This is a genomic window from Curtobacterium sp. TC1 (assembly GCF_019844075.1).
Lineage (GTDB): Bacteria > Actinomycetota > Actinomycetes > Actinomycetales > Microbacteriaceae > Curtobacterium.
Genome location: NZ_CP081964.1, coordinates 1199708 through 1215627, shown reverse-complemented (window position 1 = coordinate 1215627; position 15920 = coordinate 1199708). Strand labels below are relative to the sequence as shown.

The window sequence follows — 15920 nt, the reverse complement described above, 5'->3', positions numbered from 1 at the left end:
CCTCACACCAGTTCGCGCGGCCGACGTCGGCTGTGCTCGCGACCCGCCGCGAACGAGGACAGCACGCCGGTGCGGGCGAGTGCGCGGACGAGCAACCACGAGCCGGCACCCGCGATGACCGCGCCCGAGATGATCGCGCAGACGACGTAGACGACCTTGAACGCGGCGTCGAGGCCGGGGTACCACAGCACGGTGTCGTTGATGCCGAGCGCGAGGCCGGCCGCGGCGCCCGCCAGGACGACGACCGGCAGCCGGTACACGCGGTACAGGAAGAGTGCGAGGACGATCTCGGCTCCGAGGCCCTGGACGAGCCCGGCCTCGAGCGTCAGCCAGCCCCACTGGGTGCCGAAGAGCGCTTCGACGGACGCGGCGACCATCTCACCGTAGAGTGCGGCGCCGGGCTTGCGGACGACGATGGCGACGAGTGGGCCGGCGAGCAGCCAGACCCCGCCGAACAGCGCTTTCGTCCCCGGCAGGACGAGGTCCATGACGGCGCTGATGGGTTCGTAGCCGAACTCCCAGAGCCGGAAGACGACGCCGAGTGCCACCGCGAGCACGCTCGCGACGACGATGTCGACGACCCGCCAGCGCAGCGAACGCCGCGGGGCGGTGTGGACGGTTGATGACGTGCCAGAAGACATGGTGCTGGACTCCTCCCTGCGCCGGCATGATCCGGATCAGGTTCGACGGTCGGAGCGCCACTCGCTCCCTCTCAGCCCGGCGGTCCCGGACTCCCGTGTGTGTCCCAGCAGTCTAGACGTGGTCGCGACCACATGACGGGTCGCGACCACGGATCGGACGGGAGGCCCGTGGCGGGTCCGCCACGGGCCTCCCGTCCGATCGTCGCTACTTCTTCAGGACGCGCACCAGTTTCCGGAGCACGGTGCCGGTCACCCAGACGAGCGGGATGCTGACGGCGACGAGCGAGATGAGGTTCGGCTCGAACTCGAGGTCCTTGCCGGGGCGACGGACGTACGCGCCGACCGGGATCGACGCGCCGCCGCCACCACCGCCGCCGTTCTCGTCGTCCCCGCCGCCCCCGAAGCCGAACCAGCCGAGGGACACCGGGATGAGGGTCTGGTCTCCGACCTCGACGGGGTCCCCGTAGTTCGTGGAGACGCCGATCGGGCGTACCTTGTCTGCGATCTGCGTGACGATGTTGGCCATGCGCGCGACGCTACTCGTCCGTTCCTCCACAGGGCGGGCCACGCGCGCAAGGGTGCACAGCTGGGGCTTGTCTGCGGACGCGGACGGGCGTCACCGATATGTTGGCGCGACCATCACCTGGAGGACCGTTTGCACACCTGGCCCGGCAACCCGTACCCGCTCGGGGCGACCTACGACGGAAGCGGCACGAACTTCGCGCTCTTCAGCGAGGTCGCCGAGCGCGTCGAACTCTGTCTGTTCGACACCGACGGCAACGAAGAGTGCATCCCCCTCGTCGAGGTCGACGCCTACGTCTGGCACGCCTACCTGCCGAACATCGGCCCCGGGCAGGAGTACGGCTTCCGTGTCCACGGCCCGTACGACCCCGACAGCGGTGCACGCTGCAACCCGTCGAAGCTCCTGCTCGACCCCTACGCCAAGGCGACGAGCGGCGAGATCGACTGGGACCAGTCACTCTTCGCGTACACCTTCGGCGACCCGGACTCGACGAACGACGACGACTCCGCGGCGCACATGATGAAGGGCGTCGTGATCAACCCGTTCTTCGACTGGCAGGGCGACCGCGCACCGCGCACGCCCTACGGCGAGACGGTGATCTACGAAGCACACGTCAAGGGCCTCACCGAGACCCACCCCGACGTGCCGGAGGAGCAGCGCGGCACCTACGCCGGCGTCTCCCACCCGGCGGTCATCGAGCACCTGCAGCGACTCGGCATCACGACGCTCGAGCTCATGCCCGTGCACCAGTTCGTGAACGACTCCACCCTGCAGGACAAGGGGCTGTCGAACTACTGGGGCTACAACACCATCGGCTTCTTCGCGCCGCACTCCTCGTACTCGTCCTCGGGCGACCAGGGGCAGCAGGTGCAGGAGTTCAAGACCATGGTGCGGGAACTCCACCGCGCCGGCATCGAGGTCGTGCTCGACGTCGTCTACAACCACACCGCCGAGGGCAACCACCTCGGACCGACGCTGTCGTTCCGCGGCATCGACAACGCGGCGTACTACCGCCTGGTCGACGACGACAAGAAGTTCTACATGGACTACACGGGCACCGGGAACTCGCTCAACGTCGGGCACCCGCACTCGCTGCAGCTCATCCTCGACTCGCTGCGCTACTGGGTGACCGAGATGCACGTCGACGGCTTCCGCTTCGACCTCGCCTCGGCGCTCGCCCGCGAGTTCTACGAGGTCGACCGGCTGTCCGCGTTCTTCGAGCTCGTGCAGCAGGACCCGATCGTGTCGCAGGTCAAGCTCATCGCCGAGCCCTGGGACGTCGGCCCCGGCGGCTACCAGGTCGGCAACTTCCCGCCCCAGTGGTCGGAGTGGAACGGCAAGTACCGCGACACCGTGCGCGACTTCTGGCGCGGTGAGTCGTCCACGCTCGGCGAGTTCGCCTCCCGCATCTCCGGCTCGGCCGACCTGTACGAGCACGACGGCCGCACGCCCAAGGCGAGCATCAACTTCATCACGGCGCACGACGGCTTCACGCTGTACGACCTCGTCGCCTACAACGAGAAGCACAACGAGGCCAACGGCGAGGACAACAACGACGGCGAGAGCCACAACCGGTCCTGGAACTCCGGCGCCGAGGGTCCGACCGACGACGAGGCCGTGAACTCCCTGCGGCTGCAGCGACGCCGGAACTTCCTGGCGACGCTGCTCCTCAGCCAGGGCGTGCCGATGATCGCCCACGGTGACGAGCTCGGCCGTTCGCAGTCCGGCAACAACAACGTCTACGCGCAGGACTCCGAGCTCAGCTGGATCGACTGGGAGACCGCGGACGACGACCTCGTCCAGTTCACGGCCGACGTCGTGAAGCTCCGCCACGACCACCCGACGTTCCGCCGCACCCGGTACTTCAACGGGCGCCCGGTCCGCCGCGGCCAGGACGAGCCGCTGCCCGACGTGGTGTGGCTCACCCCCGACGGCGAGGCCATGTCGCCGGAGGACTGGGACTCCGGCTTCGGCAAGAGCGTCGGCATGTACCTGAACGGCGACGGGATCCGTGGGCGCGACTCCCGCGGTGAGCGTGTCACCGACGTGGCGTTCATCACGTACTTCAACGCCCACGACGACGTCGTGACCTTCACCCTGCCGCCCGAGGAGTACGCACCGGGGTGGACGGTCCGCATCGACACCGCCGAGCCCGGCGCCCGCGACGAGGTCATCGACGCGGGGACGCCGCTCGACGTCCCCGCCCGGTCGATGATCGTCCTCCGCGCCGAGCCGAACCACGAGGTCTCCGCCGCGCCGGTCGAGGTCCAGCACCACGAGGGCGATCCGGAGCTCCGGTCCCCGCAGGACGCCGTCACCCCGGCGAACCCCGCCGGCTCCACCGCACCGAGCGGCACCGCACGATGAGCGCCGTCGCACCGGGAACCGGGCGTCGCGTCCCCGTCTCGACGTACCGGCTGCAGGTCTCCGCGGACTTCGACCTGGCCGCAGCACGCGACCTCGTCGACTACGTGCACGACCTCGGCGCCGACTGGCTGTACCTGTCGCCCGTCCTGCAGTCGGAACCCGGCTCGGACCACGGCTACGACGTCGTCGACCACACGCACGTCGACACCGACCGCGGCGGTGACGAGGCCCTCCGGGTCCTCGCCGAAGCCGCGCACGCCGTCGGCCTCGGCGTACTGGTCGACGTCGTCCCGAACCACGTCGGGGTCGCCACCCCGGAGGTCAACCCGTGGTGGTGGTCCCTGCTCGAACTCGGCCAGGGCTCCCCCGTCGCGTGGGCGTTCGACGTCGACTGGGACGCCGGCGACGGCAAGGTCCGCGTGCCGGTCCTCGACGACCGGCTGCTCGACGCCGTGTCGCTCGACACGTCCGACCCGGAACGCCCGGTGCTGCGGGTCGGTGAGACCGCGTACCCGACCGCGCCCGGCAGCGCCCACCCGGGCGACTCGGTCGAGGCCGTGCACGAGTTGCAGCACTACGCGTTCGTGCACTGGAAGCGCGCCGACCACGAGCTCAACTACCGCCGGTTCTTCGCGGTGAACACGCTCGCGGCGATCCGAGTCGAGGAGCCCGAGGTCTTCGCGGCCTCGCACGGCGTCATCGGAGCCTGGTTCCGCGACGGCCTCGTCGACGGCCTGCGCATCGACCACCCGGACGGGCTGTACGACCCCGCCGGGTACCTGCAGGACCTCGCCGAGCTGACCGGCGGCGCGTACACCCTCGTCGAGAAGATCCTCGAGCCCGGCGAGGAACTGCCGAGCTCGTGGCCCGTCGACGGCACCACCGGGTACGACGCCCTGGGCGTCCTGGACCGCGTGCTCGTCGACCCCGCGGGCGAACCGACGCTGACGGCCGCGTCCGGAGCGGAACCGGCCGACTGGCAGCAGCTCACGCACGACACCCGTCGCGGCATCGCCGACGGGATCCTCGGCAGCGAGGTCGAGCGGCTCGCCCGCCTCCTCGCCCCGGCCGCCGCCGGGGCGGACGCGATCACGCACGAACGACTCGTGGACGCCCTCGCCGAGGTCGTCGCGTCGTTCGACGTGTACCGCACCTACCTGCCCGAGGGCGCGCACCACCTCATCGCCGCGCTCGAACGTGCCGCCGAGGCCCGCCCGGACCTCGACGACGTCATCGACCGCATCGCCCCGGCGCTCGTCGACCCGGAGAACGCCGCCGCCGTCCGCCTGCAGCAGACGAGCGGCATGGTGATGGCCAAGGGCGTCGAGGACACGGCGTTCTACCGCACGTCCCGCCTGACGTCGCTGAGCGAGGTCGGGAGCGACCCGAGCGTGTTCGCGGTGTCCGTGGCCGACTTCCACCAGGCGCAGCGCGACCGGCTCGGCAGCTGGCCGCACACCATGACGACGCTCACCACCCACGACACGAAGCGCAGCGAGGACACCCGGGCACGCATCGCGGTCCTGGCCGAGCTCGGCAGCGAGTGGGCCGACACCCTCGACCGGCTGCAGTCCCTCGTCCCGCTCGAGGACCGCGTGTTCGCGGACCTGCTCTGGCAGGCCATCGTCGGTGCCCGGCCAGCGAGCCGCGAGCGGTTGCACTCCTACGCCGAGAAGGCGTCGCGCGAAGCCGGCGACAGCACGACCTGGACCGAGCCGGACACGGCGTTCGAGGAGCGCATGCACGCGCTCGTCGACGCGGCGTTCGACGAGCCCGCGGTGGTGGCCGTGCTCGATGCCCTCGACGAGCGGATCGACGCGGCCGGGTGGTCGAACGGGCTCGCGCAGAAGCTCGTGCAGCTCACGGCGCCCGGCGTCCCCGACGTCTACCAGGGCACCGAGTTCTGGGACCGTTCCCTCGTCGACCCCGACAACCGCCGTGCGGTGGACTACGCCGAACGGCGCCACGTCCTCGCCGAGATCGACGGCCCGGACGACGACGGCCCCGAGGACCTGCCCGCGATCGGGATCGACGGCGCTGCGAAGCTCCTCGTGACCGCGCGTGCGCTCCGGCTCCGCCGTGACCACCCGGAGCTCTTCACGCGGTACCTCGCGCTCGAGGCGACGGGCAGCGCGGCGGACCACGTCGTCGCGTTCGACCGCGGTGGTGCCGTGACGGTCGCCACGCGACTGCCGATCGGCCTCGAACGGGTCGGCGGCTGGGGCGACACCCTCGTGCACGCCGTCCCCGTCGATCGGGTCGACCTGCTCACCGGCAGGTCGTTCCCGGCCAGCCGGGGCATCGCGCTCGCGGACCTGCTCACCACGTACCCGGTCGCGCTGCTCGTCCCGGCCGCCACGGTCGGGGAACCCGGCCACACCGACACCGTGACCGACGCGTCCGACGCGGGACGGGCCTCCCGGTCGACCGCCGGAACCGCCCCGGCGACCACCGAGTCCGACGCACAAGCCGAGATCGACATCCTGGAGGGTCACGCATGACCGCACCCGACCGCTACGCCGTCTGGGCGCCCGAGCCGGACCGCGTCCGGCTGGTCGTCGACGACGTCGAGTACCCGCTGACCCGGGGCGACGACGACTGGTGGTCGACCGACGCGATCATGCCGGTCGTCGGTGCCCGCTACGGGTTCCGCCTCGGCGACGACGACGCGGTCCGGCCCGACCCCCGCAGTCGCTTCCAACCGGACGGCGTGCACGGCACCTCGGCAGTGGTCGACCCGGCGCGCTTCGCGTGGACCGACGAGTCGTGGACCGGACGCCCGGCCCGCGGGTCCGTCATCTACGAGATGCACGTCGGCACCTACACGCCGGAGGGCACCCTCGACGCAGCCGCGCAGAAGCTCGACCACCTGGTCGAGCTCGGTGTCGAGTTCGTCGAACTGCTGCCCGTCAACGGTGTGAACGGCGAGTGGAACTGGGGCTACGACGGCGTCGCGTGGTTCGCGGTGCACGCGCCGTACGGCGGCCCGGACGCGTACGACCGCTTCGTCGACACCGCACACTCGCTCGGTCTCGGCGTCATCCAGGACGTCGTCTACAACCACCTCGGTCCGAGCGGCAACTACCTGCCGCTGTACGGGCCGTACCTGGTGCAGGGCCTCGCGAACACGTGGGGCGACTCGGTGAACGTGGAGCACCCCGAGGTCCGCCGGTACGTCCTCGACAACGTGCGCATGTGGTTCCGCGACCACCACGTCGACGGGCTCCGGCTCGACGCCGTGCACGCGATCCGCGACACCACCCGACCGCACGTGCTGGCCGAGATGGCCGACGAGACGGACGCGTACGGCGCCTTCGTCGGTCGACCGCTGTCCCTGATCGCCGAGTCGGACCTCAACGACCCCGTGATGTTCCGCCCGCGTGAAGCCGCCGGGTACGGACTCTCCGGGCAGTGGTCCGACGACTTCCACCACGCCGTGCACGTCGCGCTGACGGGTGAGACGAACGGCTACTACGCCGACTTCGCACCGCTGTCGGCGCTCGCGAAGGTGCTCGACCACGGGTTCTTCCACGACGGCACGTGGTCGTCGTTCCGTGGCAGGCGGCACGGGCAGCCGATCGACCGCGGCACCTCGCCGGCGACGGCCCTGGTCGTCACGAACCAGAACCACGACCAGATCGGCAACCGCGCGGCGGGCGACCGTCTGGCGGCGACGCTCGACGACGAGGGTCTCGTCATCGCGGCGGCGCTGACGCTGCTCGGCCCCTTCACGCCCATGCTGTTCATGGGCGAGGAGTTCGCCGCGACGACGCCGTGGCAGTTCTTCACCTCGCACCCGGAGCCCGAGCTGGGCGCGGCCACCGCCGAGGGGCGCATCGCCGAGTTCGCCGAGCACGGGTGGGACGAGTCCGCCGTGCCGGACCCGCAGGACCCGACGACGTTCACGAACTCCAAGCTCGACTGGGCCGACATCAGTTCCGAGCGGGGCGCGGCGATCCTGCGTGCCTACCGGGTGCTCGTCGCCCTGCGGCGGACCGACCAGGCCTTCGTCGACCACCGGTACGAGGCGAACGCCGTGCGGTTCAGTGAGGACCGGCGGTGGCTGGTGCTCACACGCGGGCTGCTCGGGCCCGACGTCGCACCGGTGCACGTCGTGGTGAACTTCCTCGACGACGCTGCCGAGGTGCCGGTCCCCGGTGCCACCGGCGAGGAGCTCTACCGCTTCGGTGCGGCCGAGGTCGCGACGGACTGCGTGCGGTTCCGCGGGCGGGGCGTGGTGGTGCTGCGCTAGTCGCTGCGCTGGCGTCCGGGCTGCCCGCGGGCGTCCGATCCGCGAAAGCGACAGTGTCCCGCGAACGGTTCGCGGGACACTGTCGCTTTCGCGGTAGCGACGCCGAGCGCCGACGCTGAGCGCCGTCGCCGCGGATCAGGCGGCGTGGTCGGCGACCGCGTGTGCGTTCTTCCGCACGGACGGCAGCTTCCGGTGGTCCTTGACCAGGGAACGGGTCTCGCGGATGCGGCGGTCGATGCCCCACTTCGTCACGAGGGCGAGGCTCTCACGCACGATGTTGCCGCTCATCTTCGAGACACCGAACTCCCGCTCGGTGAACGTGATCGGGGTCTCGACGACGCGCAGACCGGCCTCGAGGGCACGCCAGCACAGGTCGACCTGGAAGCAGTAGCCCTTCGACGCCACACCCGCCAGGTCGATCCGCTCGAAGGCCCGCGAGGTGAACACACGGAACCCGCCCGTGGCGTCGCGGACCGCGATGCCGAGGGCCAGACGGGTGTAGAGGTTGCCGCCGCGGGACAGCAGTTCGCGGTACCAGGGCCAGTTCTCCACCTTCCCGCCCTTGATCCAGCGGGATCCGAGCACCAGGTCGTTCGTGTCGGCGAGCTCGAGCATCCACGGCAGGTACTCGGGATGGTGCGAGCCGTCGGCGTCCATCTCGACGAGCTTGGCGTACCCGTGCTCGAGGCCCCACGCGAAGCCGGACAGGTATGCGCCGCCGAGGCCGTCCTTCACCGTGCGGTGCATCACGTGCACCCGGTCGGTCTCGCTCGCGATCGCGTCGGCGATCTCACCGGTGCCGTCGGGCGAGTTGTCGTCGACGACGAGCACGTGCACGCTGTCGTCGGTGGCGGCGAGCGTGCGCTCGACGATGGGACGGACGTTCTCCGCCTCGTCGTAGGTCGGGATGATGACCAGGGTCTCGCTCATGGTGCTCCTCGTGCTCCACATCGAATGTATCGGTCGGTCGTGGGTCAGTCCGACGAGAGGTCTGCGAACACGATCAGATTGTCCGTGTAGTGCCCGGTGGCGGTGTCGAACACACCGTCGCAGGTGATCAGTCGGAGTTGGGCGGTCGGGGTGGTGCCGTAGACGTCGCTCGTCGGGAACGCCGACTTGGCGGCGCGATCCGAGCGGTCGACGGTGAAGGTGCGGGTGGTGCCGTCGGACATCGCGACGTGGACCTCGTCACCGGCGACCAGCTCGTCGAGGCGGAAGAACACCGCGGCGCTCGTCGGGCTGTCCACGTGGCCGGCGATCACGGCCGGGCCGACCTCGCCGGGGACGATGCCGTCGCTGAACCAGCCCGCGCTGTCCCAGTCGACGGGCGGGTCGAGCTCACCGGCCGAGCCGCGGTGCAGGTCCTCGAGGTCCGACTGCACGCCGATCGCGGGGATCGAGACGCTCACGGGGGTCGCCGAGGAGCGGGCAGCGGGCGCCGCCGGGTCCTGGAACCCCTCGGTGCCCGACCCGGCAGACGCAGGAGCAGACCCCGACGCCGGACTCGACGGCGCCGAGCCGGCACGCTCACCCGACCCGTCGCTGCCGACGGTCGACGCGAGGGCCACACCCGTGACGCCGCCGCCCAGGACGACCGCGGCCAGGACGGCCCCGATCACCACACCACGACGCCGGACCGCCGGACCGCGCCCGGCGGACCGCCGGCCGGTCACGATGCACCTCCGGCCGTCGTCGCACAGCCGCCGAGCACGTCCGAGGTGAGCATGGTCGCACCGAGGGCGGCCCAGGCGTCCCCGTAGTAGGTCGGCGTGGTGGCCGCCGTGCGGTCTGCCCGCTCCAGGTCGTCGGCAGCCGCACCGGAGGACCCGGCTGCGTGCTCCGCCGCTGCCCTGGCGGTGTACGCCAACGCGTTCGTGTCCTCGGTCACGGCGGTCCCGCCGAGGTCGAGCTGGGCCGCGAGCTGCGTCGTCCGGCGCAGGGTCGGGGCGAGCGAACCGGCGAGGGCACGGTCGTCGGCGGAGCAGGCCTCGGCGTAGCGGACGGGCGTGCGCATCGCGTCGTAGCCGTACAGCACGCGCTGGTCCCCGCCGGTCGCGGGCATCGGGTCGACGGTGCCGTCGGCATGCACCTGCGACCAGTCGCTCGGCAGCTGTGACTCGTCGAGCACGGCCGTCGTCACCGCTCGGGAACCGCGGTTCAACGCGGTCCACCGGTCGTCGCCCGTGGCCTTCGCCAGCACCGCGAACGCTGCCGGCGACGCGTACGAGGCGTTGTACCGGTAGGGCTCGGAGTCCGCCCACGGCCCGGGCAGCAGGATCGTGCCGAGGTCCGTCGTCGCGGTCTCGTGCTCCAGGATCGCCGAGGCGATGCGCGTGCCGGCTGCCGTGTAGCGGTCCTCGCCCCACGCGTCTCCGGCGAGCACCAGTGCCCGCGCGGCGTCGAGGTCGGCGTCGCTCGCCGGCTGCTCGTCGGCGACACCGTCGTCCGGCGTCCAACGCCAGGCGAGCAGGTCGTCGTCGGTCAGCATGTGCGTCTTCGTCCACTTCCAGATGTCGTCGAACCGGTCGCGGTCGCCGTTCGCGAACGCGATGAGCAGCCCGTAGGCCTGCCCTTCGCTGACGGTGTCGTCGCCCTGGTCGGTGCGGACGACGCGGCCGTCCTGCACGTAGCGGTCCAGGAACTCCGTGCGGAGCTGCTCCGGGGAGCGCGCCGCGTCGGGCGCGCTGGTCGAGGTCGGGGTGGCGGCCGAGCCGTTCTCGGCTGCGGTGTCCTGCCCCCACGGCCGCACTGCGATGAGCGCGACGCCGACGGCGACGACCACCGCCGCCGCGGCGGTGACGGGTATCCAGGTCCTGCGGGTCATGCTGGCCTGCCTTTCCGTGGATGGTGACGATGGATCTGGACAGGAGGGGCGGATCACGTGAGCGTGTCGGCGCACGTGATCCGGGCCTCCCGCCAGGGCGTCAGCGGTACAGCGAGCGGAGCGCTGCGATGGCCGTGTGGACGGCCTCCGTCATCGGGCGGTCGGCGGCTGCGCCGCCGCCACCCGTCTGCACGCCGCCGGTCGGCGTCGCGGCGGTGGCTGCGGCGTCCGTGACCGGCACGACCGTCAGGTCACCCTTGCTGTCGTCGAGGACGAACAGGGTGGAGACGGTGTTGCCCGCGAGGTCGACACTGGCGGTGCCCTGCTGGCCGCTGCCGGAGACGTCGAGCGTCCACTTGCCGGAGTCGACGGTGGCGTACTTGGTGGCGGTGCCGAACTCCGCGCCCTCGGCGATGGCGGTGCCCTCGGAGGTGCTCACGTCGACCTGCTTCGCCGTGGTGGCGGCCTGGACCAGCCGGAGCTTCGCCTTGCCGTCGCCCGGCTGCTGCAGGTCGTCGGTGAACGCCGTCGTCTTGAGGTCGGTGTTCTTGCCGTAGGCGACGACCGTGCTCGCGTCGCCCTTGTCGACCTGCACGTCGGTGGAGATCACCGGCGTGGAGTCCGGAGCGTCGGAGGCCCGCATCGACAGCACGTAGGTGCCGACCGGGAGCTCCTGGTACTTGCTGACCTGGCCGTAGGTGACGTCGTCGAGCTCGAAGACCGTCTTGCCGCCGGACAGGCTGGACAGCTCGACGTCGACGCTCTTGGTGTCGGGCGAGAGGTGGCCGACGCGGAGCCAGCCCTCGTCGGTGGCGGTGGCGGCGGTGGCGGTCTGGGGTGCTGCGAGTCCGACGGTCGCGGCGACGAGGGTCGCTGCGAGTGCGCCGACGACGACGGTGCGGCGTCGCTGGGTGTGTGCGGTCATGGTCGTGCTCCTTCGGGTCGTGGTGCTGGTCGTGTTCGGTTCCGTGGTGCCGCGGGCGGCGCGGGTGTCGCGGGCGGCGCGGGCGGCTGGGGTGTCGCTCGGGGCCTCCCCGCGAGCGGGCGAAATGCCGAGGTCCGCGCGCGGGGCACCCGGGTGTTTCGCCCGCTCGGCGAACCGCCGCGCGGCCCGGGCATCGGCCGCGGGTGTCACGAGGCGCTCGTCGCGGTCGTCGTCGGGTCCGCCGGGGTGTAGGTGACGGTGAGCCGCTCGCCCTCACGCTCGACCGACGCCGGCCGGAACGACTCGGACATCGCGTCGAAGGTCGCGGCCACGCGCTCGGCCGAGGCGACGTCACTGGTGTGCAGGACGGCGGTGCGGAACGGCTGGCCGGTCTCGCCCGTGAGCGGGGTGAACCGGTCGACGCGGACGTCCTGGTCGGCGAGCACCTGGCCGAGCGCGATCATCGCCCGCGAGTCGACCTGACCCGCGCGGAACTGCGACTTGGTGCCGTCGTCGGCCCGGAGCGCCGGGTTCGACGCCAGCTCGGTGCCCATGGTCTTCCGGAGGTCGCTGGCCCGGGTGATCGCGGTCTGTGCGGCCGTCGATCCCTCGGCGTGGATGCGTCGGACCTCGACCTGCTGGTCGCCGGAGCCGAAGGTCGCGACGGCCGTCGAGTTCTCGATCGCCTGGCGGATGTCGGATGACGAGTTGCCGCCGGTCCGCATGGAGTCCGTCGTGATGACGTAGTCCGAGTCCTTCCACCCGTTGGGCGACTGGCGTTCCACGGCTCCGTCGGTGTCGAGCTTGTAGTACCAGACCACGTTGTTCCGGGCGAAGCCGTCCTCGACGAGGTCGACCCACATGGCGTCGTCCACCAGCAGTCGGGAGGACTTCGAGACGTTGTCCCCGACCCACTGCTCGGCCTGCTGCATCGGCAGGTCGAGGTTGCCCAGGACGAAGCCGCGCAGCTGTGTTCCCCAGAGCGGCACCGCCACGACGAGTGCGACTGCGGTGGTGACGGCCCAGGTGATGCCGAGACCACGACGGGTTCCGGTGCCGAGGCGGGTACGGGTACGGACCCGACCGGCGATCGACAGGACGGCACGCTCGGCCGTGTACGCGACCAGCAGGGCGGCGAACGGGATGAGCATGATGACGTACGGCACCGGCAGGTACCCGTTCGGGCGGAACATCATCGCGAGCAGGAAGACGAGCATCGCGGCGATCGGACGCACCCGGCGCAGGAAGAGCCCCACGACCGCGGCAGCCGAGCCGAGCACGATGAACACCGGGTCGAGCGCCCACCACTGCGACGCGGCGGCGTTGGCCAAGCTGCCCGGGTCGAACAGCGAACCCGATGCCGAGCGCGAGCCGAGCTGGTAGGTGATGCCCTCGAACAGGCTGACCCGACCGCTGCTCGGCAACAACTCGCCCTTGACCGCGGCGAGCAGCAGGTACCCGCCGCCGATGATGACCAGGACGGCGCCGGCGACGCTCAGCGTGTACCGGCGGGTGCTCTTGTCGGCACGGCGGATCGCCATCCAGATGAGGAACGGCAGGGCGAGCAGGTACGTCTCCTTGGAGAGCACCGCGATGCCGAGGCACGCAGCGGCTCCGGCGAACCCGGCGAGCTGCTGGCGACGGCTGAGCACGAGGACGAACGCGGCGAGCAACCACGGCGTCGCGACGTTGTCGATGTAAACCGTGCGGTGGTACTGCAGGGCGAGCGGCGACAGCGCGAAGACGAGTCCGGCTGCGGCAGCGGTGATCCGCCCGGCACCGAGGCGGCGGGCCAGGACGAACAGCAGCATGCTCGAGACGGCGGAGAAGAAGACCATCGCCTCGCGGCCGGCCTCGACGGCGAACGGGTAGCGCGCGAACGCCCCGGTCAGACCGGTGTAGCCGGCGATCTGGATCCAGCCGAGCGGCGGGTGGTCGTACCAGTAGGTGTAGTGCGTGATCTCGCCCAGGTGCATGATCGCCCAGGCCTGCGCGGTGTACGTGCCCTCGTCGTCGATCCGCTGCGGGGTGCCGGACATGTTCCAGGCCTGCACGATGACGGTGATCGCGACGACCGGCAGCAGCCAGGTCAGGCTCGCAGAGTGTCGGCGGAACCAGGCGCTGATGCCGGTGTGGTCCCCGGCGACGGCACCGCGGATTGGGATGCCGGTGGTGTTGGTGATGCTGGCGCTCATCGGGTCCCTCCGGTGGTCGTGCCGGCGAGCTCACGCTCGGAAGACGAAGACGAAGACGAAGACGAAGTCGAAGTCGAAGACGTCGCGCCCGCGGACCCGGTCAACTCCGACGCGAAGCCGACGACCTCGGCCGGCTGCTCGGCGTTCCGGTGCTGGCCCGTGTGCTCCGTCTTCTCCCAGCCGTTCTGCCCTTTGGCGTGGCGGACGACGGCCCGGACGGCCGCTGCGGCGAGGAAGACCTGGTACGGCACGAGACCGAGCACGAGCTTCACGTAGTCCCGGAAGCGGACCTTCTCCTTGTAGAGGCGACCGAACTCGTTGAGGCCCACGACCTCGACGGCCAGCAGCATGAGCGTCGGTGCCACCGGGATGAACGACACCAGGGCGATCGCCGTCGGCACCTTGACGAACAGGATCATCAGGACGCTCAGCGGGATGAGCAGCCCGGTGGCCGCCTGGATGAACGGCATGGTCAGCATGTAGCGCGCGAAGAAGCGCTGGCGGAACGAGGGCAGCTTCTTCCACTCCCCCTTGCCGAGCACCTGCAGGAAGCCCTGGTTCCAGCGCGTCCGCTGCTTGAGCAGGGAGGCGAAGGTCGGCGGGGTCTCCTCGCGGGTGACGGCCTCTGGGCTGTAGGCGACGACGACCTTCGCGCCGTCGGCGGACAGGCGGACGCCGAGTTCGCAGTCCTCGGCGAGGCAGTGCGCGTCCCAGCCGTTCGACCAGTCGAGGCGTTCCTTCGTCACGAAGACGGTGTTGCCACCGAGCGGGATGAACTTCGAGCCGGCGTGGAAGTGCAGGCGCGAACGGAACCAGAAGTAGTACTCCAGGACGTTCCGGAGCGACCACCAGCTGGACTTGAAGTTCATCAGCTGCACGCCGCCCTGCACCACGTCGGCGCCGGTCTCCTGGAACCGCGAGTCCACCAGGGTGAGCAGCTGCGGGTAGACCTCGTCCTCGGCGTCGAACACGCCGACGACGTCACCGGTCGCGTACTGCAGCGCCAGGTTCATCGCCTTCGGCTTGTTCTTCGGCAGCGTGTCGTCGACGACCACGCGGATCAGCTCGGGGTGGCGCGCGGCAGCAGCGCGCACGACGGCGTCCGTCTCCGGGTCGTCCTCGCCGACGATCGCGATGATCTCGAAGTCCGGGTGGTCCTGCTTCGCGAGCATGTCGAGCGTCTCGCCCATGACCTCCTGCTCATGCCGCCCGGGCACCAGCAGGGTGAAGCGGTGCGCGGCCGGGCGCGGGGTCTGGCTGAAGCTCGTCGACTTCAGTGCGTCCCGCGAGCGCCAGGCGTGCAGCATCCACCACAACGTGGTGAGCGCGACGATCGTCAGGAGCACGGAGATGGCGATGAGGGCGGAGTAGCCGATCCACTCGCCCAGCGACCACGCGGCCTGCTGGACGGCGCCGGAGCCTCCGGTCGGGACGTCGGTGGTCCCACGGTTCGGGACGCTCGACGGAGCGGTCCCCTCGTTCGGCTGGAGCAGCGGCCCTGCGGCCGTCAGCAGCGTGGCGGAGATGGTCATGCGGCGAACCCCTTCGTGCGACGAGCATCGGTGGAACGGAAGACGAGGGCCTTGTACGCGGCGAACCGGAAGGCGGTTCCGAGCACGAGGCCGACGCCGTTGCCGGCGACGTTGTCGGCGAGGGTCGAGGTGAACCCGAGGACGTAGTGCGAGACGAACAGGCAGGCCGCGGCGATGCCGAGCCCGATCAGGTTGGTGGCAGCGAAGAGCAGCCCCTCGCGCACGGTCTCGCGGCGGCCGGTCTGGCGCTCGGCGCGGAACGTGATGAAGCGGTTGCCGATCCACGCCACGGCGGTCGACACGACGGCCGACACGATCTTCGCGGCGATGGGACCGTCGGGCATGACGGTGGCGCGCAGCAGGTTGTAGAGCCCCAGGTCGATGACGAAGCAGACGGCACCGATCGTGCCGAACGACGCGAGTTGCCTCGCGGTGGCGAGCAGGCGCCGGACCGTGCCGGGTCGCACGGTCGGCACCGCACCGGTGTCGGGTGACACCAGAACGGGGGTATCAGTTCGGGTCATGCCCCCGATTCGGGGGTAACGCGACTGCGGTTTGGGTGGGGTACGGGCTTACCCAGGCCTCTGCCAGTTCCACGACACGTGCTGTTCACACGGGGCACGCAGACGCGTCGTCAGGCGCGTTCCGCGGACTGGGACCG

Annotated in this window: 12 protein-coding genes and 1 riboswitch; of the genes, 3 read left to right on the top strand and 9 right to left on the bottom strand. The window is 70.9% G+C overall.

The window, feature by feature from the left end; all coding sequences use genetic code 11:
• Window positions 1–2: 2 nt before the first annotated feature.
• Window positions 3–641: an ECF transporter S component gene (locus KZI27_RS06850; RefSeq protein WP_222660134.1), complete on the bottom strand. Its 639-nt coding sequence runs from the start codon at window positions 639–641 to the stop codon at window positions 3–5.
• Window positions 637–748: riboswitch (TPP riboswitch) on the bottom strand. (Overlaps the previous gene by 5 nt.)
• Before the next feature lie 98 nt (window positions 749–846).
• Entirely contained in the window at window positions 847–1167 is a 321-nt protein-coding gene (locus KZI27_RS06845; protein ID WP_222660132.1) for a hypothetical protein, read from the bottom strand.
• Between the two features lie 129 nt (window positions 1168–1296).
• On the opposite strand from KZI27_RS06845, the gene glgX reads away from it, so the two are divergent.
• The 3 genes from glgX to treZ are packed head-to-tail and all read left to right on the top strand — an operon-like array spanning window position 1297 to window position 7783.
• Window positions 1297–3531, top strand: a complete 2235-nt coding sequence (gene glgX, locus KZI27_RS06840) for a glycogen debranching protein GlgX (protein ID WP_222660129.1) — start codon at window positions 1297–1299, stop codon at window positions 3529–3531.
• Complete coding sequence (treY, locus tag KZI27_RS06835; protein WP_222660127.1) at window positions 3528–6032, top strand: malto-oligosyltrehalose synthase; 2505 nt, start codon at window positions 3528–3530, stop codon at window positions 6030–6032. Before glgX ends, treY begins: the two co-directional genes overlap by 4 nt.
• On the top strand, window positions 6029–7783 hold the full coding sequence (gene treZ / locus KZI27_RS06830; protein WP_222660125.1) for a malto-oligosyltrehalose trehalohydrolase: 1755 nt from the start codon (window positions 6029–6031) through the stop codon (window positions 7781–7783). Before treY ends, treZ begins: the two co-directional genes overlap by 4 nt.
• 135 nt (window positions 7784–7918) lie before the next feature.
• On the opposite strand, the gene KZI27_RS06825 is transcribed toward treZ, so the two are convergent.
• The 7 genes from KZI27_RS06825 to KZI27_RS06795 form a co-directional block, all read right to left on the bottom strand.
• Window positions 7919–8713, bottom strand: coding sequence for a polyprenol monophosphomannose synthase (locus KZI27_RS06825; protein ID WP_222660123.1), 795 nt, complete (start codon window positions 8711–8713; stop codon window positions 7919–7921).
• Between the two features lie 44 nt (window positions 8714–8757).
• Window positions 8758–9456 carry a class F sortase gene (locus KZI27_RS06820; RefSeq protein ID WP_222660121.1) on the bottom strand — a complete coding sequence of 233 codons (699 nt, stop codon included), beginning with the start codon at window positions 9454–9456 and terminating at the stop codon, window positions 8758–8760.
• Window positions 9453–10607, bottom strand: a complete 1155-nt coding sequence (locus tag KZI27_RS06815) for a glycosyl hydrolase family 8 (protein WP_222660119.1) — start codon at window positions 10605–10607, stop codon at window positions 9453–9455. The genes KZI27_RS06820 and KZI27_RS06815 overlap by 4 nt, the downstream gene beginning before the upstream one ends.
• 100 nt (window positions 10608–10707) lie before the next feature.
• Complete coding sequence (locus KZI27_RS06810) at window positions 10708–11532, bottom strand: DUF4397 domain-containing protein (protein ID WP_222660117.1); 825 nt, start codon at window positions 11530–11532, stop codon at window positions 10708–10710.
• A 206-nt stretch (window positions 11533–11738) separates the two neighbouring features.
• Entirely contained in the window at window positions 11739–13727 is a 1989-nt protein-coding gene (locus KZI27_RS06805; protein WP_222660115.1) for an ArnT family glycosyltransferase, read from the bottom strand.
• On the bottom strand, window positions 13724–15259 hold the full coding sequence (locus KZI27_RS06800; protein ID WP_222660114.1) for a glycosyltransferase: 1536 nt from the start codon (window positions 15257–15259) through the stop codon (window positions 13724–13726). Before KZI27_RS06800 ends, KZI27_RS06805 begins: the two co-directional genes overlap by 4 nt.
• Complete coding sequence (locus KZI27_RS06795; RefSeq protein ID WP_222660112.1) at window positions 15256–15783, bottom strand: GtrA family protein; 528 nt, start codon at window positions 15781–15783, stop codon at window positions 15256–15258. The genes KZI27_RS06800 and KZI27_RS06795 overlap by 4 nt, the downstream gene beginning before the upstream one ends.
• Between the last annotated feature and the right edge of the window lie 137 nt (window positions 15784–15920).